The following is an 18,640-nucleotide window of genomic DNA, read 5'->3' as shown; positions in this document are numbered from 1 at the left end:
TGTCCAACCGGTAACATTTCCCGGCGGACGAGTTGGCAGTGCGGTCGCGTGACGGGAAACCGTCTCGAGGAAAGTCCGGACTCCGCAGGGCAGGGTGGTTGCTAACGGCAACCCGGGGTGACCCGCGGGACAGTGCCACAGAAAACAGACCGCCCCCGTCTCCGGACGGGGGTAAGGGTGAAACGGTGGTGTAAGAGACCACCAGCGCCCCGGGTGACCGGGGCGGCTAGGTAAACCCCACCCGGAGCAAGGCCAAGAGGGAGCGCGAGCTCCTGCGCAGGCGTTCGAGGACGGCCCGTCCGAGTCTGCGGGTAGGCCGCTAGAGCCTGCCGGCGACGGCAGGCCGAGATGGATGACCGCTCATCACGGTTCGCCGTGAGGACAGGATCCGGCTTACATGCCAACTCGTCCGCTTTCCTGCCCGAACGGTCACCCCCGGCGTGGCTACCCCGGGGTAGGGTCAGCCGTATGGGCGACGTCGCTTTCCGGCTGCACCGAGTACTCGATCCCTTGCACGCGATGATCTACTTCGCGCCCGAGACCGAGGACAAACTGACCGCCACGGGCCTGCGACCGGGCCGGATGTGCTATTTCGCCGGCCGATCGGCCGCTTTCGGCGCCATCGGCGCGGGCGGCGTCGCGGCCACCTTCTACAACTTCAATCCCGAACTCGTCGCGCGCCACATCCCGCGCGCGTGGACGCTGGCGACGCCGGCCGAGGTGCTCGCCGCCCGGCTGGAAGCCGCCGACACCGTGCTGCGCCGCCTGCTCGGCGACGAGGTCGTGGCTTCCGCCGAGGTGGCCGAAGCCGCCGAGCTCGCCCGCGAAGCCGCCGGCGGCTGCACCCCGGAAGGCCGTCCGCTGTACGCGGCGCACGCCGATCTGCCGTATCCCGCCGAACCGCACCTCGCGCTGTGGCACGCGATCACCCTGCTGCGTGAATTCCGCGGCGACGGGCACATCGCCGCGCTGATCGAGCACGGCCTCAGCGGGCTCGGCGCGCTCGTGACGCACACGGCGACGGGCAAGGGCTTCCAGGCGGCGGCCGCCCGGCTGACCCGGGGCTGGTCCGACGAACAGTGGGACGCCGAGGTGGCCGCGCTCGGCGAACGCGGGCTCATGGACACCGAGGGTGAGCTCACCGGCAAGGGACACGAACTCCGCGCCGATATCGAACGCGTCACGAACCAGGCCGCGATCGGCCCGTGGACGCACCTGGGCGCCGACAAGACGGAACGGCTCCACGACCTCGGCCGCGAACTCAGCCGGACCGCGGTCTCGGCGGGCGCGTTCCCGTCGGGCGTGTTCGCCGCGGGTGCCGGACGCGGCTAACCGCCGCGAGGCCCGTTTTTGAAACGCTGAACGCTTCAAAACCGCCGCGCGCAACCCGCCGTCCGTGTTGATAGGTCGCTCACACGGTCAGGGGGCAGTCCCAGCCGCCGGTACATCCGAACGCCCCGAAAACCCGCCGTTCGGGTCACCGAGCGTCTCGAATGAGCCGTCATTGTCACGGACCGTTGATCACCTGCGAGGCGACTGGTCCTGGGCGCGCTTACACAGCGGACTCGCCGATTGCGGCCGAACAGGGCATGTCACACTGTTCGCGGCTTCATCTCGCCAGAAAACCCTCTACCCACAGTGACCAAAACGCTCCCTTGTGGGTGAGTTCCTCCACGCACTGCGAAATCCGGGCGATGGGGGTTAATCCTGAGGGCCCTTGCCGTGATGATGGAGTGCGGACATCCCGGTCGAGCCGAGAGCCGGGCCCAGATCGACATATCTACAGAGAGCGCTTTGACCACTACGCCTCGTGACGCCATGATGTGTCCGAAGCACCATGAAGAACCAAGCGGGGCCCACCGGCAGATCGCGACCAAGCGACCAAGCTCCGCGCACCGGGAGTAAGCGATGACCACCTTGACCACCTTCGAGACGCTGGCCGCCGGCGAGCTGGGGACCGGCAACGTCCGCAGCTGGCTGATCGACAACATCATTCCCCTGGTGCTACTCGCCGTCGCGCTCCTCCTGCTCTGGCTGGGCGGCGGCAAGGGCGACAACGCGGGTGTCATGCGCCGCCTCGCCGGTGTGGTGATCGCGCTCGCGATCATCGGGCTCGCCGTCAGTGGTGCCGGGGTCAACGTGGGCCAGTGGATCGCTGGCCTCTTCACCGGCTGAGGCGCCGGCAGTGCGCATCCGGACAGATGACGAGGTCTATCGGGTCGACGCCGTCTGGCTGGGCCCTCCCAAAGCGACCTTCCCCTGGCGCGCCCGCTACGTGGCGTGGCTCATCGGCATACCCATCTTCCTGGTCGTGCTCACCGTGCAGCGATGGGCGGGCATCAGCTTCGGGTTCTTCTCGACAGCCTGGGGCTTCGTCATCACAATCGTGATCACCAGGTTCATCACCGCCAAGATCAGCCACGAGCGCCCGCTCGGCGCCGTGGCCGCCATGTGGGCCCGCGAGCTCGGCGCCCCGCGTGAACGCACCACGGGGACCGGCGGCGCGGTCAGCGCCAGCCGCGTCCGGGTCCGGGCCGAGCGCCCGCTGCCCAAGCACAAGCGCCGCAAGCGGCGCGCACGCCAGCACAGTTATAAAGGGAAGGGTTCCGCCGGGGATGGTCTCCTCGGGGGACCCACGCACCACGGAGCGCAGGGCACACCACGAGCGCGCCGGAGCCGCAGCAACGCTCCGGCCGGGAGGTAGTCGTTGTTCGGTCGCGGCGGAAGCCGAGGTAAACGTGAACAAGACCTGCACAACGGGTGGCAGACCCCGCAGCAGGTCCGTTCCGCGCAGGCCAAGCAGGCCGGTCGCAAGGGCAGGCGCCTGCCCGGCGAACAGGCGATACCTACCTATACCCCGTCGATCGCCGCGCGAAGCATCGACGGGCACCTGTTACGCACCGGTTATGAGGTGTACGCGTGGTACCGGCTCGCGCCGCAGCGCTGGTCGTTCCGCTCGGACTCGCAGCGCCGCGACCTGATCGCCGCGATCGCGGGCCAGTACGCCGAGCTGCAGGGCCGCTGGCTGCACCTGCGGGTGACGAACCGGCCCTATCCGATCCGCATGTGGGCCGAAGCGCACGTCCACAACGCCGTCAACCGGCCGCAGGACATCCCGGGCGCGCTGAGCTTCGACGACTACCTCATCGGTGAGCAGCAGCAGCTCATGGGCCGCTCGATGGCCGAAAAAGAGGTCTACCTCGGCGTTCAGGTCCAAACGCGCCGGATGGTGGACCGAGCGGTCGAGCGCGCCGCGCCGGTGCTGCGCAAGATCCTGCCGGAGGCGGTCGACGCGGAGCTGACCGCGCTGGACTCCGAGGTCGAGCACCTCGACCAGGTGATCGGCTCGGCCGGTCTCGAGGGCAGGCCCGCGCACGCCGACGAGATGTCCTGGCTGATGCACCGTTCGTGCTCGCTGGGCCTGCCCGCGCCCCGCAACATGCCCGCCGTGCCCGGCGCGGCCTGGGAGCCGGAGGACCTCGCCAGCTTCACCGACGCGGCCGACTTCCACGCCGACCCGTACGCGCCCACGGTGACCGTTCGCGGCCGCACGGGGTCCAACGCCGGTGTTTCGCGGCATCTCGCGGTGCTCACGGTCGGGCAGATGCACGGATTGCAGATCCCCGAGGTCGACGATCCGTGGATCCAGCACGCCGACCGGCTCCCGGCCTCGGTCGAGGTTTCGGCGCGGATCTACGTCCGGCGGCCCGAAGAGGTCGCCGGTGAGCTGCAGCGCCAGATGAACAAGGTGCGCTCGCAGGTCAAGCACTACACCGACGAGCACGAGCTCGAGCCGCCGCAATCGCTGGCGCGCCAGGCCGGGCGGGTGCTGGAGATCGACGACGAGATGACGTCGGGCTTCACCGCGCTCGCCACCCGCGTGCGGTCCTGGTGGCGGCTCGCGGTGTCCGGCCCGACCGAGCGCGACGCGCTCAAGCTGGCCCAGCAGCTGCTGGACCTGTACAAGCCGAAGATCGCGATCGAGCACCCCGAAGCGCAATACGCGATGGCCCGCGAGTTCATCCCGGGCGAGCCGCTCGCGTCGGCCGCGTACATGCGGCGCGGAAGTGTCGTGTGGGCGTCGTCCGCGGTGCCCACCGCGACCGCGGAGGTCGGCGACCGCCGCGGCATCCTGCTCGGGGAGACCTGCACCGCGACCCGGCGCCCGGTGGCGTGGGACCCGTGGATGGCGCAGGAGATCCGCGACGGCTCCGGCCTGACGGCGATGGTCGCTGGGCTCGGTGGCGGTAAGTCGTTCCTCGGCGGCGGCATCGTCTACAAGACGCTGCGCGCCGGCGCGCACTGGACGATCCTCGACCCGTCCGGCCCGCTGTCGCGGCTGTGCGATTTGCCGGAGATCCGCCCGTACGCGCGTCCTATTAATTTGCTCAACGCCCAGCCCGGCATCCTCAACCCATATCGCGTGGTCGCCGAACCGCTGCTCGAGCACTTCATGGACGAGGACGACCCGGAGCGGTCGTGGCGCCGTGAGAAGGCGCTCGCGGGTGCCACGCGCAGGCGTCTCGTACTTGACGTACTGACCGGTGTGCTCCCGTACGAGGTCTCGCGGATGGCCCAGACTCGGATCGTGCTCCTGCGTGCGGTCCGTGCGGTCGGCGGGCGCTTCGACGCCGACCCCGGGCAGGTCATCGACGCGCTGCGCCGTGACTCCAGCGAGCACCACGAGCACGCGGTCGTCGTCGCGGACTTCTTGGACGAAATGCGCGAGCGCATGGCGCTGCTCATCCCGGAGACCGACGCGGACCCGTACGCGGAGACGCGGGACGACCGGATGACGGTGCTCACCATGGCGGGCCTGACGCTGCCCAAGGACGGCGTGCCGCGCGAATACTGGACCGACGCGGAATCGCTCGGCGTCGAGATGCTGAACCTCGCGGCCTGGCTGACCCAGCGTTCGGTCTACGAGAAGCCGAAGGAACTGCGCAAGGGCGTCTGGATCGACGAGGCGTTCTTCCTCTCCGAGGTCCCGACCGGTCGCGTGCTGATGAACCGCTTCGCGCGTGACTCGCGCAAGTGGAACGTCCGCGTGCTGCTGTCCTCGCAGATCCCGGCCGACTTCCTCAAGATCCAAGGTTTCGTCGCGCTGCTCGACTCGGTCTTCGTGGGCCGTCTCGACGACGACGACGCCCAGGCCGACGCGCTGCGCCTGCTCAAGGTCCCCGTCGGGGTCGGCTACGAGCAGGTCATCGCCGCACTCGGCCGACGTCCAGGCGGTCAGCGCGGACTCGAGCGCGACACCGAACCCCGTCAGTTCGTCTTCGGCGACGGCGCGGGCGGTGTCGAGCGGATCCGCGTCGACTTCTCCGGTCCCCATCTGGAACACCTGCGCGGCGCCATGGACACGACCCCGGGGTCGTCGTCCGCGGAGTCCAGGCCGCAGCCGGGCACGGCGCTCGTTCCCACGGACGAGACCAAGCCGTACGTTCCTGTTCCCCCCGAAGACGACGAGCTCGAGCCCGATCTCGAGCTGGCCGCCGAGTTGGAGGTCGGGTTGACCGAGGAGCAGTTGCTGGGCGGTATGAACAACACCGTCGACAAGCCAGCGGCAGAGAACGGCGGCGGACAGCACGCTCGCGCCGGCAAGGGTGGAACCGGCAGGGACGCGGCATGACGCTGCTGACCCTGGCGGCCGTGCTCGCGTGCGCGGCCGGCTGGCACAAGCTGCGCAAGCGGCTGAAGCACGGGCCGACCGGGCGGACCCGGCCGACCAAGCTGGCGACCGTGCTCATGGTCGCCGGCATCCTCGGGCTGCAGCTGACCATGACCGCGCCGCCCGCGATGGCGGCGCAGTGCGGCGAGGCGCCGAACCCGGAACGCCCAGGCTCCGGCATGGTCGGCGCGCTCGACCCGGCCGATGGGCACGGCGAGGCCGGCAGCCCTTACCTCGCGTACGGCTACGCCGGCATGGTGTGGGACACCTTCCAGACGAATTGTGGTCCGCTGGCGGGGTTGAACTCGCCGAACTCGGCGATCGACACCTGGGCAGGCGGCCAGCTGTTCAACATCGGCAAGAACATCGTCGGTGCGACCAACTCGCTGCACTACACCGTGCTCGAAGGCGGGTTGCTGAACCCGATCTACAACGCCGTCAAGGCCGGGGCCGAGAAGGTCTACAACAACATCTACGCGCAGTTGTTCGGACTCGTCGCGCTGATTCTGTCGATCATGATGTTCCGCAACATCTGGCGTGGCGACCTGGCGGCGGTCAGCAAAAAGGCGCTCTACGCGTTGGCCGGGGTGTGGCTGGCGGCGTCGTCGCTGGCGTTGTTGCGCTACTACGACCCGATCGACAAGGCGATCGTCCAAACCACGACCAACATCCAGGCCGGATTCGTGGACGAGTCTTCGAACAGGGTGCTGCGGGAGGTGCTGCCGACGAACCTGCACAACGAGGTCGTCTACAAGAACTGGCAGCGTGGCGAGTTCGGCTCACCGACTTCACCGCAGGCCGAGCAGTTCAGCGGTCCGCTCCTCGACGCGCAGGCCTTCACGTGGGCGCAGCTGCGGGACGGATCGGACGCCAACCAGCAGGTCATCGACGCGAAGAAGGCTTCGTACAAGGACATTTCCACCAAGCTCGGTCCGGCGACCGGGTACTTCACCGGTGAGGACGGCAGTCGCACCGGGTCTGGTTTCCTCGCGCTCGGGCAGAGCTTGGTCTACTCGCTGTTCCAGCTGCTTGCGAAGGCCTCGGTCCTTCTGGCACAGGTGCTCATCCGGCTCTTCACGCTGACCGCGCCGCTTGTCGGCTTGATCGCGTTGCTGCACCCGGACATCCTTCGCCGGGTTCTGAAGGTCGCGGGCGCGGTCGCGTTCAACCTCGTGGTGCTGTCCGTGCTCGCCGGTGTGCACGCGCTTCTGCTGCAGGCCATCTTCGATGCGGGGAATTCGCTGTCGATGCTGACGCAGATGGTGATGGCCGGCATGGTCACCGTTCTTCTGTTCATGGTCGGCAGGCCCGTGCGCCGGCTGTGGCAGATGGTCGAGATGTCGGTCAGCATGGTCGGCGCGGCGGTTCCTTCACCGCGCGGCGGGATCTTCTCCAGGTTCCGCAAGAACCAGGGGCCGACCCCGCAGGACGAGTTCTGGCAGAACATCCGCGACACCGATGACGTCGTCGACGGCGACGCGCGTGGCCCGATCGGCGCGATTTCCGGCGGCGGACGTTTCCGGCCGGAAGCGACGATCTTCGCCAGCTCGCAGCGGCTCGACTCGCCGGGTGCGCGGCCTGCCGCGGCTTGGTCCGGCGCGTCGTGGCCCGGTGCGATCGACGGCAGCGGGGAGCGTCCGGCGCTGCCCGCTGGCGGCGGTGGCGCCGGGGTGTTCAGCAATTACGGGCCCGGCGGGAACGAACCGGGCGACTTCATTTACCCGCCGAACGGGCGTAAGCCGGTACGGGCGAGCCGCCGCGTCGACACGTCGCCGGTGTTCGACCGCCGGTGGAGCGACGAACCCGAGCCGGTGGTGGTGCCCTCGAGGCTGTCCGCCGGTGGCGGGCAGGCCGACTTCACCTCGCCCGAGTACAACTCGCCGGTGCGGACGTCGCCGATCCCGCAGCCGAGGCGCGTCGACCCCGAGGTCGTCGCGGGCAAACCGGTGTTCGTGCTGTACCGGCCGTCTCGCGGTATCGAGGTGCGCGAGGACGTTCGCGACACCGATCACCTGATGGGCAGGTAGCCGATGCCCATTCGCACCAACCGCGGCCGGGCCGCGGTCTACCGGAGACTCTGGGGCTTCCCGCTGCGCTCGCCGAAGCATCTGGTCGGCACGCTCATCGTGGTCGCCGCGCTGCTGACGACCCTCGGCATCGTGCTGCCGAAGGTCATCGACAAGCCCAACCCGACGCTGACCGCGATCCAGCCGTCCACGACCCGGACGACGTCGTCCCACCCCGGCAGCGGACCCGGCGCCCCGCCCCCCGCCACGACGACCACCCCGCCGCCGCAGACGCGGCTTTCGGGTTCGCAGACCACGCCGACCCCGTCCGCGCCGAACGCGGACGCGATCCGCGTCGCGAAGGAGTGGGCCACCGCGTGGGTGCGGCATCCGGCGGGCACCACCCAGGAGCAGTGGCTCGAAGGGATGCGGGCGTTCACGACCGAGGAGTTCTTCGCCGCGAAGCTGACGACCGTGCCGGTCGAGAGCGTCGCGGGGAACCAGGTCACCGGTGAGCCGCAGGTCGTCAACTCGTTCACCAGCTCAGTGCTGGTCACGGTCCCCACCGATGGTCCGAAACTCAGCATCACCCTGGTCGTGACCAACGCGGGGTGGCGGGTTTCGGAATACGACAAGGCGAGCTGATCGCCATGCGCGTCGGAGTGGTGGCGACGGTACTGGCGGGCATCGGCCTGGCGGCGGTCCTGACCGTCGGCACGGTCGTGAAAGTCGTCACCGACCAGCAGCAGGCGGCGCAGGCGCAGCGAGTCATGAACGTCAGCTGTGACGCTTCGCTCGGCCCGACCCAGCCCGGAACGGGCGACCAGGGTTCGGTCGACGCGGCCAAGCTCGACGACGAGCAGCGGAGCATCGTCACCGCGATCATCAGTATCGGCAAGCAGCGCGAACTCGCGCCCCGCGCGTGGCAGGTGGCGATCCAGGCGGGCATGACCGAGTCCGGGCTGCACAACCTCACCTACGGCGACCGCGACTCACTGGGCATCTTCCAGATGCGCCCGTCGATGGGCTGGGGCACCGTCGCGCAGGTCACGAATGTCGAATACGAGGTCAACAAGTTCTACGACGTGCTGCTCGCCGTCCCGGACTGGCAGAACAAGCGGCCGGGCGACGCCGCACAGGCCGTCGAGCGGTCGGGGTTCCCCGACCGGTACCACAAGTGGGAGCCGATGGCCGCCGCGCTGGTGGAGGGCCTCGGTGCGGTCGTCAACGTGAGTGGCTGCGGCCAGGGCATGGGCGCGCTGGTGCCCGCCAGCCAAGCCGCCGGGCAGGCCATCCAGTTCGCTCTCGGTGAGCAGGGCAAGCCCTACGTGTGGGGTGCGACGGGGCCCAATTCCTACGACTGCTCGGGCCTGATGCTGCGGGCGTACGAGTCGGCCGGGATCATCCTGCCGCGGGTGTCGAAGGACCAGTACCACGCCGGGGCGATGATCCCCGTGCGTGAGGCGCAGCCCGGTGACCTGCTGTTCTTGGCCAACGACCCGTCGAACCCGGCGACCATCCACCACGTGATGATGTACCTCGGCGAGAACAAGATCGTCGAAGCGCAGCAGACCGGCGTGCCGGTACACACCCGGGCGTTTTCCTTCGACGAGAAGGAACTCGTCGGGCAGGCAGTCCGGCCCGGCGTCTAGCATCGGAAACGTGGCCAAGCGATTCGGGAAGCGCAAGTCGTCTCCGGGCAAGCCCGAGGACGACCCGAGGGACCTGTTCGGGTCCTCCGGCCTGCCCCGGCACGCGGGCCGGCCAGCGTCCAGCACACCGCTCGCCGACCAGCTGAGCCGTGGCTACCCCGGCGTCGACGCCGGCTACGTGGTGATCCCGCGGTCGATCGCCGAGGGCATGTCGCTGCCGTGGCAGCAGCAGATGGCGGCGCTGCTCGCGCAGTTCCACCAGGAGCACGCGCGGCTGAACTGGCCGATCTACAAGGTGGTGCCGTCGCGGTACGAAAACCTCGTCGACCTGGACGAGGAGCAGCTCGCCGAGGCCGGGTACATCGTCGAGATCGACACCGAAGGCGAGATGGTCTACCGCGAGCGCAGCGGCCGCAAGGTCGAGGATCCGCAGTCGACGACGGTGCTCGTGTCGTGCCTCGACCCGATCCCGAAGCCCTCGCAGGCGCGGCAAGCGCCGCCGGTCCAGCAGCCCCAACAGCAGCAGCCGGTGCGTCCGCCGTCGACGGGTGAGCCGCCGCGCGCGCCCGCGCCGATGAACATCGGCCCGGCGCCGGTGTGGCGGACGGTCACTCCTCAACCCGCGCAGACGCCGGTTCCGCCGTTGCCGCCGCAAGCGGTCGCGAAGCCGGTGCCTCCGCCTCCGCCCGTTTCCCCGGCGCAGTCCGCGCAGACGGGGCAATCCACCCCGATGGCTCCGCCCGCGCAGGCGTCCGGCGCGCACGCGGCTCCGGCGACACAGGCGGCCACTCCGGCGCCGTCCACACCGCCACGGGGCACACCGACGACGACTTCGGCCCCGGTGGCGACGCATGCGGTCACTCCGGCGCCGCCCACGCCGCCGCGGGGTACGCCGACGGCTGCGGCGCAGTCAGTTGCTCAGCCATCCGTTGCGCAGCCGCCGGTGACACAGGCCGCGCCGGCTTTGCCGCCGTTGCCACAGCCGTCTTCTTCCGCGACGCGTTCGCAGCCCGCGTCGCCGTTGCCGCAGCCGACGCCACCCTCGCCGCCTCCACCGGCACCGCCGCAGCCCGCGCCGCCGGTTCAGCAGCAGCCGCCCATTCAGCCTCAGCCGCAGGTCACGTCGCCGCAGCAGCAGGTCGCGCCGCCGACGAAGGTGTCGCCGCCCGGTCAAGCCGCGCCCGGTCAAGCCGCGCCCGGCCACACCCCGCCGGTGGTGCCGCCGCCTCCGCGGCCGGTGCCGCCCGAGCACGATTCGCCGCCGACGCCGCCGTCGGGCATCCGGCCGGATCGTGGCTGGTTCGACGAGATGGCCGAGCCGGACGCGCCCGTCGAGGGCGGCGAGTTCGGTCCGACGGGCGACCCGACGGAGATCCCGTACCGCTACCGTAAATAGCCATGGACGTCACCTGGCACGCCGGCTGGCCGTCGCCCAAGCACGACACGGCACCGGAAATCCAGGTGCACACGCACGACGAACGAACCTTCATCCTGCGGCAGAACAAATCGGTGCACTACGAAGCCCCGTTCCTGTTCCTGCTGCTCGGCGAAGACCGCGCGTTGCTGCTCGACACGGGCGCGACGCCGGAGCCGGAGTACTTCCCGCTGCGCCGGGTCGTCGACGAGCTGATCGCGGCCGTCCATCCGGAACCGGGCTATGGCCTGGTCGTGGCGCACACGCACGGGCACGGCGATCATGTCGCCGGTGACGGTCAGTTCGACGGCCGTGACAACACGGTCGTCGTCGGGCCAGGGCTGGACGAGGTCGTCGCGTATTACGGTTTCCCGGATTGGCCGTCCGGACTGGCGGAGCTTGACCTGGGCGGACGGATCGTCGACGTGATCCCGGGGCCTGGCCACGAATCCGCGGCCACGGTGTTCTTCGACCGCGATACCGGGCTGCTCTTCACCGGCGATTCGCTCTATCCGGGCCGGTTGTACGTCCGCGACTGGCCCGCGTTCGTCGCGACCGTCGACCGGCTGGCCGAGTTCTGCGCGACACGGCAGGTGACGCACGTGCTGGGCTGTCATATCGAAATGACCGCTGAACCGGGCAAGGACTACCCGCGCGGGACGACCTACCAACCGGACGAGCCGCCGCTGGAACTCACCGTCGACCACGTGTATCAGCTGCAACGCGCGCTCGCGAAGGTCGACGGTGCGAAGGGCATCCATCGCTTCGACGACTTCATCGTCCAGGTCTTCTAGAGCTCTGCGACCACGATCATGCGGCCATGCTCCGCGGTCAGCGGTTCGCCCCCCCCCGGTCCGCCTGCCGTGTGGAAACCGGCTTGAAGTCCGCGGGCGGACCATGCCGTCGTTGCTGATCGGCCATGCCCGCACGCGACATCGAGCACGTTCATCCCTTCGCCAAGACCCGGTCGCCGCGAAATCACCGCGACGGCCGCATTGCTGACGTTCTCTGTCAGCTCGGCGCTCATGAGTTGCAAGGTAGTCGGGGTCGATCAGACCGTCCGTCCCGAATCCCTCAGGGCCGTTCAGCGTGACAGCGAGTCCAATCGGTGTCACGCTCTTGTCATGCCTAGCGACAACGATCCGAACCCGGACCAGGGCTGGTACTTCAACACCCGCACCAACCAGGTCGAACACCACGACCGCGGCCGCGGCATCGACCTGCTCGGCCCATATCCGGACGAGGCCACCGCCCGCCGCGCGCTGCAGATCGCCCGCGAGCGCACCCGCAAGGCCGATGCCGACGACTCCGCCTGGGACGACTAGCGAACCACAGTTGACGATGGCGGGGCCTGGTGGCCGGACTGGTTCGGCCACCAGGTGCCGTATCGCGCAATGCCCGGATATTCCGCGTTGAACGATCGACACTGTGTCCCGAAAAAGACTCTTACGTCCTGAAATGACGTCAATTGGTGCGGTTTCAGGCTGGCTTGAAATATTTGCCGACAGGGATGAAGTGCGTGCAGAGGTCGCGAATCTTGCTATCCTGGCGGGCGGATACCGGGAGAGCGCGAGTTGGCGACGAAACCTAGCTGTTTCCTATCCTTCTGCTGTTGAGGTGGTATCTGCCGTTTCCGGGGGCTTCATGACGGCGAAAGATCTACTCACTTCTTGTCCGAGGGTGGCGAACAGGGGATGTCAGTGGATTTCGGGGTTTCACTAATCCGTGTGCTGATCGCCGTCCGGGATGAACGGCGGCTGGGCGCGTTGGCCCGGATGGTCGGCAGCGAGCCGGACTGCGCGGCCCCGCGGGTCGTCGTCACCGTCGCCGATCTGGTCGCGGCCGACCGGACCGGTTGGCCCGATGTGATCTTCCTCGACGTCGGTTTGACGGATTCGCCACCACCGCTCTCCTGCGCGGCGGTCGCGGTCACGGACGACCGATTTCAGGCCGATTCATTGCCTGGATTGGCCGAAGTGGGCATACGTGGAGTCGTGCGCGCGGTCGATCGGCGTCGCGACATGGTCGCAGCCATGCGCACGGTGCTCGACGGTGGGTGCTGGCTGGCACCGGCGCTCGGCGGGGATTTGCTGGCGTCGCTGGCCGGCAACACGTTCTGTGTGCCGGGTAACCTCACCGCGCGGGAGGTCGATGTGCTGAACCTGGTTTCGGCGGGTTTGTCGAACGCCGAGATCGCCGAGCGACTGTTCATCACCGGTAATACCGCGAAATACCACATACGGAACCTGCTTACGAAATTCGCAGCACGCGACCGCGCACACCTGGTCGCCATCTCGTGCCGGATTACTCGAAACTATCCCAACGGGTGGGGACGGCTGATTGCGAAGTAGCTAGCGTTCATGGGGTCATCGTAAGGGAGCCTGCGAATATCGTCGGATTTCCTTTCGTCGGGAGAAGCATCTCGCCGTGTAAACGCGCGAAGAGATGATCGACATAAAGGGGTTTCTCCATGAAAGCAGTCAAGTGTGTGGCTACCACCGCGGTATTCGCGGCAATGATCGGGCTCGCCGTGCCGATCACGGCCGAGGCGGCACCGCAGGGGTCCGCGATCGTGGCGCAGTCGTCGGTGCGGACCGGCCAGTCGGCCGAGTTGACCAAAGCGGTCGAAGCGCTCACGCCGTACGTGCATCGGCAGGCAGATGGCACCTTCCAGCTCGTCGCGCCGGACAGAGTGGTGCGGGCGGTCGGGTCGTCGATGTACACCAAGATCGCCGCGTCGGTCCAGCGAGTGAACGCGATGATCATGGCCGGCGAGCTCGTGTCGGACGCGTCCCTCGCGGTCCGCTCGTCGAATCCGGACGCGCTGTCAACGCGGACGATGGACGGTTCCAACGGCCTGTCGTTCCACTGGTGGGGCATCGAGGTGGACTTGGACTCCTATTGGACGAACAAGCTCGTCAGCGTGATCAACGCGGGCGCGGGGGCTGCCGCCGTCGCGGCCGTGCTCGCCGGTGCGGGCGTCATCTCTTCGCCCGGCGCGGTGCCCGCCGGCGTGGTTTCGGGGATTCTTTGGATCGGTGCCAGCGCCATCCAGTTCTGCTCGAACTCCAACGGCGTCTCGCTGTACCTGACCTACACGGGTGTCCCGTGGTGCAGCGGTCAGTGATCTAGGCCGGAGGTCCGTGCCGGACCTCCGGCACGGACCTCCGGGTCGCAGTCCAGCGGGCCGGGCAGTCGAGAAGAAGGTGGGAAACCGTGGCGGGGTGGGAGAAGGCGCTCTTCGTACTAGGCGTCGTGCTTGAACTGAGTGCGGCGGTGTTCTTCGTCGTGCATTTCTCCGAGATCGAGCACGTCACATCGGCTTTGGCTGGGCTCGGCCTCATTCCGCTGTTCGTGGTGATGATCACGCGACTGCGCCGTGCGGCTAAGAAGTGAGCGCTGGACCAAACACGAAGTCGGGGTCGACCTGGGCCGCCAGGTCCGAGCCCGCGCGGTCGCTGCCCCACGCGGCGGCGTTGCGCAGGTGGAATTCGACGCCCTGACGCTGGTACCGGGCCCAGTCCCGGTCCACGGAATCCACAGTGGACAGCATCGACGCCAGCGTCGCCAGGTTGTGCACCTCGAGTTCGCCGATCGGCCGGGCGCGGCCCCGCTCGGCGGCGCGGACGTGTCCGGAAGCCTGCATCCAGCCGAGCAGGTCCGGCCCGACCTCGGTGCTCAGGAATTCCACGTCCTCGGCGTCGGTGACCTTGTTGCCGACGACCACGAGCCGCACCCCGAAGTCACGCGCGTAGTCCGCGTATTGCCGGTAGACGCCGACGCTGCGCAGCGTCGGCTCGCACACCAGGAACGTCACGTCGAACCGCGTGAACAGCCCGGAAGCGAAAGCGTCGGCGCCCGCGGTCATGTCCATCACCACGTACTCGCCGTCGCCGTCGATCATGTGGTTGAGCAGCAGCTCCGCCGCGCCGACCTTCGAGTGGTAGCAGGCCACGCCGAGGTCGGACTCCTCGAACTGGCCCGTCACCGCGAGCCGGATGCCGCCGACCGAGCGGAAGCAGGCGGCGGAGATCGGGTTGTCGTCGAACGGCCGGACCAGCCGTGAACCGCGGCCCGGCGGGGTGGTCTTGATCATCGACGCCGTGTCGGTGATGCGCGGGTTGTCGCCGCGCAGGTACTCCTTGATCAGGCCCATGTGCTCACCGAGCGTCGGCAGCGCGTGGGCCTCGTCCTGGCTCGCGCCGAGCGCGACCGCCAGATGCTGGTTGATGTCCGCGTCGATCGCGAGCACGGGGCGGGCCGCGTCGGCGAGATAGCCGGTGAACAGCGACGCCAGCGTGGTCTTGCCGCTGCCGCCCTTGCCGACGAACGCGATCTTCACAGCGAGCACCTTTCCGAAGATGATTCCGGTTTTCATTATTGGCCCTCGCAACGTACACCCGACTGGCCCGCACCCGAACGGGCGATCAACCCTCCGGTCTCGGGTTAGGGTTGTCGAGTGGCCCCCCTGGTGATCCGCACCCATACGGCCGGGGGTGACTTCGGTCGCCTGCGCGCCGAGTTCGTGCTGCCTGAGTCGTTCAGTCCCGATGTCCTCGCCGAGGCCGAAGCCGCGGTCGGCGATCCGATCGAGCCGGCGGAACGGGAAGACGCCACCGGTCTGCCCTTCGTGACCATCGACCCACCCGGGGCGAAGGATCTCGACCAGGCGATCTTCCTCGAGCGGACCGCGACCGGGTTCCGCGTGCACTACGCGATCGCGGACCTCGCGACGTTCGTCAGGCCTGATGGCCCGATCGACCGCGAAGCCCGTCGCCGCGGCCAGACGCTCTATCTGCCGGACGGCAACGTCCCACTGCACCCGCCGGTGCTGTCCGAAGGCGCCGCGAGCCTGCTGCCAGGGGAAACCAGGCCCGCGGTGCTCTGGACTATCGACACGGACGCCAGCGGCCTGCCGGTCACCACCCATGTGCGCCGTGCGCTGGTCCGGTCCACCGCGCAGTTCGACTACGAGACCGTGCAGGCCGAGATCAACGCGGGCAGGCCGCATCCGTCGATCGCCGCGTTGCCGGATCTCGGCAGGCTGCGCCGCGAGCTCGCCGTGCGGCGTGGCGCGGTCGAATTGCAGCTGCCCGAGCAGGAGATCAGCGGAGACGCCGACGGGGGCTGGGCGCTCGCGCGCCGCCCGCGCAACGACATCGACGCCTGGAACGCCGAAATCTCGCTGCTCACCGGCATGGCCGCGGCGCAGATCATGATCGAAGCCCGGGTCGGCGTGCTCCGCACGTTGCCTGCCCCCGAAGAAGAAGCCGTCGCCTGGCTCAGGCGGTCCGCGCACGCGCTGGGGATCGAATGGCCGGAACAGACCAGCGTGTCCGTGTTCCTGTCGAAACTCGATCCCGGCGACCCGCGCTCGATGGCGCTCTACGCGGACACGACGCGCCTGCTGCGCGGCGCCGGGTACACCGCGTTCGACGGTTCGCTGCCCGAATTGACCACGCACGCCGGCATCGGCGGACCGTACGCGCACGTGACCGCGCCGATTCGGCGGCTGGTCGACCGCTTCGCCACCGAAATCTGCCTGGCCGTCCAAGCGGACCGCCCGGTGCCGGACTGGGTGCGCGAGGCGCTGTCGGAGGTGCCGGAGCAGATGACCGCCTCCGACACACTGGCCGCCCGCGTCGAACGGGCGTGCATCGACCAGGTCGAAGCGTGGGTGCTCGCCGAGCACATCGGCGGCGAGTTCCAGGCCGTCGTGCTGCGGGCCGAGGAGAACAAGGCCGAGATCCTCGTCGAGGACCCGACCGTGATGGCGAAGTGCGCGGGTGCGCGGCTCACCGTCGGCGAACGGATCGCCGTGCGCCTGATCTCGGTCGACGTCGACAAGCGCAAGGTCGAGTTCGAGGCCGCATGATCGACGACCTCGGCGAGCCCGTGCCGTTGACCGGCCCGGCGGCACGCGTCGTCTCCCTGGTGCCGTCGCTGACCGAGGCCGTCGAGGTCAGCGCGCCGGGCAGGCTCGTCGGCGCGACCGCATACTGCACCCACCCGTCCACTTTGGACGTCCCGAGGGTCGGCGGTTCGAAGTACCCGAAGATCGACGAGGTGCTCGCGCTGGCACCGGACCTGGTGCTCGCGAACTCGGAGGAGAACCGGCTCGAAGACGTGGAACGGCTGCGCGCCAACGGTTTCCCGGTGTGGGTGATGGAGGCGGCCGTCACCGTCCCGGCCGCGCTCGGCTCGTTGCGGCGGATCCTGACCCAGGCACTGGACCTGGACGAACCGGAGTGGCTGGTCGCGGCCGAGGAGGTCTGGCGTGAGACCCGGCCGATCCGCGCGCGGGCGGTGATCCCGGTCTGGCGCAAGCCGTGGATCGTGCTGGGCCGCGACACGTTCGGCGGCGATGTCCTGCGCAGGCTCGGCATCGGCAACGTGTACGAAGGGCACCCCGAGCGCTATCCGCGCCCGCCGCTCGACGAGCTCAACGAACAAGGCGCCGACCTCGTCGTCCTGCCCGACGAGCCGTACGTCTTCACTCACACGGATGGTCCTGAGGCGTTCCCCGGACTGCCGTCCGTACTGGTGTCCGGCCGGTATCTGACCTGGTACGGACCCTCGCTCGTCGAAGCGCACGAGGAGCTTTCGCGCTCCTTCGGGTGACCTGGGGCACACGCTTGAACCGTCCTCGCGAGAGTCCCGTGTGGACGGCATGCACAGCAACCTGGTCCGCAAAGTCCGCCTCAACGTCCAAAAGGCCGCGGCGTGGACCTTGGCACGCTCCGGTGACCCACTCCTGCAGGTTCTGCTGCGGGAGCGCTCCGAAGACCCGTACTCGGCCTATGAGCGCATGCGCGCGAAAGGTCCGGTCTACCGCAGCCCGGCCGGTATCCACGCGGTCCTTTCGCATGAGCTGAGCGCCCAGTTGCTGAAGGATCCTCGGTTCGGCGTCCGCAAGGCCGACGGTGAGCTGACCGGCAAGAGCGACGTGAGCAGGCTCGCGCTGCAGAACCTCGGGGACTCGCTGCTGCTCAAGGACGCGCCGGACCACAACCGGCTGCGGCGGCTGATCGCGCCGTATTTCCGCCCGAAACTGATGAAGGCCTACACCGAGCGCGTCGAGCGGATCGCGAACCGATTGCTCGACGAAGCGGGCGACGACTTCGATCTGCTGGCCGACTTCGCGCAGCCGTTGCCGCTGCGGGTGATCGCCGACCTGCTCGGCATCGACGACGACGCGCATGACGAATTGGCGCGTCTCCAAGAGCACGGCAATGTCATCGCGCTGGCGTGCGACGGAGTCCGCTCGATCGCCCAGCTGCGCGAGTACGAAGCCGCCCGCGTCGAGTTGCACGCCCTGCTCCGCGAACTGCTCGACCGCCGCCGCGAAGACCCGCGCGACGACATCATGACCGCGCTGGTCCGCGCGGAAGATGCCGGTGAGATCACGGCGGAGGAAGCGGTCGTCAACGGTGAGACGCTGTTCCTCGCCGGGTTCGAGACGACCGCGAACCTGATCGGCAACGCGGTCGTCACCTTGTTGAACAATCGCGACCAGTGGGAAATGCTGCTGGCCGACCGGGACCTGGTGCCGAACGTGATCGACGAGGTACTTCGCTTCGAGCCGTCGACCCATCTTTCGCTGCGGGTGGCCCACGAGGACGTCGAAATCGGCGGGAAGCTGATCAAAAAGGACAGTGAGGTCGTCATCGTGCGCGCGGCGGCCAACCGCGACCCGCTGGTCTTCGAGGATCCGCACCGGTTCGACATCACGCGTGCGCGAAAGGACCATTTGACGTTCGCGGGCGGTGCGCACTACTGCCTCGGCGCGATGCTGGCGAAGATGGAAGCCGAGGCCGCGCTCCGCGTGTTGCTGGAGCGCGCGCCTCGGCTGGGCCTGACCGGTGCCGTCCGCTGGCAGCGCCGGAGCAATCTCCGC

General features: G+C 68.7%; 17 protein-coding genes, 1 other RNA gene and 1 pseudogene. 17 read left to right on the top strand and 2 right to left on the bottom strand.

The window, feature by feature from the left end; all coding sequences use genetic code 11:
* The first annotated feature begins 28 nt into the window (after positions 1 to 28).
* From rnpB to BLV57_RS39950, 10 genes are all read left to right on the top strand, one after another.
* Positions 29 to 412: RNase P RNA component class A (rnpB, locus tag BLV57_RS39995), an RNA gene on the top strand.
* Positions 413 to 468: 56 nt separating this feature from the next.
* Complete coding sequence (locus BLV57_RS39990; RefSeq protein ID WP_091299242.1) at positions 469 to 1,332, top strand: SCO6745 family protein; 864 nt, start codon at positions 469 to 471, stop codon at positions 1,330 to 1,332.
* A 576-nt stretch (positions 1,333 to 1,908) separates the two neighbouring features.
* On the top strand, positions 1,909 to 2,175 hold the full coding sequence (locus BLV57_RS39985) for a hypothetical protein (RefSeq protein WP_091299241.1): 267 nt from the start codon (positions 1,909 to 1,911) through the stop codon (positions 2,173 to 2,175).
* Between the two features lie 10 nt (positions 2,176 to 2,185).
* Complete coding sequence (locus BLV57_RS39980) at positions 2,186 to 2,704, top strand: hypothetical protein (protein WP_091299238.1); 519 nt, start codon at positions 2,186 to 2,188, stop codon at positions 2,702 to 2,704.
* Between the two features lie 3 nt (positions 2,705 to 2,707).
* Entirely contained in the window at positions 2,708 to 5,632 is a 2,925-nt protein-coding gene (locus BLV57_RS39975; RefSeq protein ID WP_091299237.1) for an ATP-binding protein, read from the top strand.
* Positions 5,629 to 7,698 (top strand): magnesium transporter, encoded by a 2,070-nt coding sequence (locus BLV57_RS39970; RefSeq protein ID WP_091299234.1) that lies wholly within the window; start codon positions 5,629 to 5,631, stop codon positions 7,696 to 7,698. The genes BLV57_RS39975 and BLV57_RS39970 overlap by 4 nt, the downstream gene beginning before the upstream one ends.
* A gap of 3 nt (positions 7,699 to 7,701) precedes the next feature.
* Positions 7,702 to 8,322, top strand: a complete 621-nt coding sequence (locus BLV57_RS39965; RefSeq protein ID WP_091299233.1) for a hypothetical protein — start codon at positions 7,702 to 7,704, stop codon at positions 8,320 to 8,322.
* A 5-nt stretch (positions 8,323 to 8,327) separates the two neighbouring features.
* Positions 8,328 to 9,329, top strand: coding sequence for a C40 family peptidase (locus BLV57_RS39960; protein WP_091299230.1), 1,002 nt, complete (start codon positions 8,328 to 8,330; stop codon positions 9,327 to 9,329).
* A 10-nt stretch (positions 9,330 to 9,339) separates the two neighbouring features.
* Positions 9,340 to 10,725, top strand: a complete 1,386-nt coding sequence (locus BLV57_RS39955; protein WP_091299227.1) for a hypothetical protein — start codon at positions 9,340 to 9,342, stop codon at positions 10,723 to 10,725.
* 2 nt (positions 10,726 to 10,727) lie between these two features.
* Positions 10,728 to 11,537, top strand: coding sequence for an MBL fold metallo-hydrolase (locus tag BLV57_RS39950; protein WP_091299225.1), 810 nt, complete (start codon positions 10,728 to 10,730; stop codon positions 11,535 to 11,537).
* Here the strand turns inward: BLV57_RS39950 and BLV57_RS43100 are convergent.
* Entirely contained in the window at positions 11,534 to 11,770 is a 237-nt protein-coding gene (locus BLV57_RS43100) for a class I SAM-dependent methyltransferase (RefSeq protein WP_143047286.1), read from the bottom strand. The two genes, BLV57_RS39950 and BLV57_RS43100, sit on opposite strands and share 4 nt — an antisense overlap.
* Before the next feature lie 97 nt (positions 11,771 to 11,867).
* Here BLV57_RS43100 and BLV57_RS39945 point away from each other — a divergent pair, with 97 nt between their 5' ends.
* From BLV57_RS39945 to BLV57_RS39930, 4 genes are all read left to right on the top strand, one after another.
* Positions 11,868 to 12,068, top strand: a complete 201-nt coding sequence (locus tag BLV57_RS39945) for a hypothetical protein (RefSeq protein ID WP_091299222.1) — start codon at positions 11,868 to 11,870, stop codon at positions 12,066 to 12,068.
* A 402-nt stretch (positions 12,069 to 12,470) separates the two neighbouring features.
* Entirely contained in the window at positions 12,471 to 13,094 is a 624-nt protein-coding gene (locus BLV57_RS39940; RefSeq protein ID WP_218134989.1) for a helix-turn-helix transcriptional regulator, read from the top strand.
* Positions 13,095 to 13,231: 137 nt separating this feature from the next.
* A complete protein-coding gene (locus BLV57_RS39935; protein WP_143047285.1) occupies positions 13,232 to 13,870 on the top strand; it encodes a hypothetical protein in 639 nt (212 codons plus the stop codon).
* Between the two features lie 89 nt (positions 13,871 to 13,959).
* Entirely contained in the window at positions 13,960 to 14,139 is a 180-nt protein-coding gene (locus BLV57_RS39930) for a hypothetical protein (RefSeq protein WP_091299215.1), read from the top strand.
* On the opposite strand, the gene BLV57_RS39925 is transcribed toward BLV57_RS39930, so the two are convergent.
* Entirely contained in the window at positions 14,129 to 15,085 is a 957-nt protein-coding gene (locus BLV57_RS39925) for an ATP-binding protein (RefSeq protein WP_091299477.1), read from the bottom strand. The two genes, BLV57_RS39930 and BLV57_RS39925, sit on opposite strands and share 11 nt — an antisense overlap.
* 129 nt (positions 15,086 to 15,214) lie before the next feature.
* On the opposite strand from BLV57_RS39925, the gene BLV57_RS39920 reads away from it, so the two are divergent.
* The 3 genes and pseudogenes from BLV57_RS39920 to BLV57_RS44150 form a co-directional block, all read left to right on the top strand.
* Complete coding sequence (locus tag BLV57_RS39920) at positions 15,215 to 16,618, top strand: RNB domain-containing ribonuclease (protein WP_091299214.1); 1,404 nt, start codon at positions 15,215 to 15,217, stop codon at positions 16,616 to 16,618.
* Positions 16,615 to 17,364 carry a helical backbone metal receptor gene (locus tag BLV57_RS39915; protein ID WP_091299211.1) on the top strand — a complete coding sequence of 250 codons (750 nt, stop codon included), beginning with the start codon at positions 16,615 to 16,617 and terminating at the stop codon, positions 17,362 to 17,364. The genes BLV57_RS39920 and BLV57_RS39915 overlap by 4 nt, the downstream gene beginning before the upstream one ends.
* A gap of 49 nt (positions 17,365 to 17,413) precedes the next feature.
* Positions 17,414 to 18,571, top strand: a pseudogene (locus tag BLV57_RS44150) (cytochrome P450); the annotation flags it as partial.
* Between the last annotated feature and the right edge of the window lie 69 nt (positions 18,572 to 18,640).

It is taken from the genome of Amycolatopsis xylanica (genome assembly GCF_900107045.1).
Classification (GTDB): Bacteria; Actinomycetota; Actinomycetes; order Mycobacteriales; family Pseudonocardiaceae; genus Amycolatopsis; species Amycolatopsis xylanica.
This window is presented reverse-complemented; position numbering and strand designations above follow the sequence as displayed.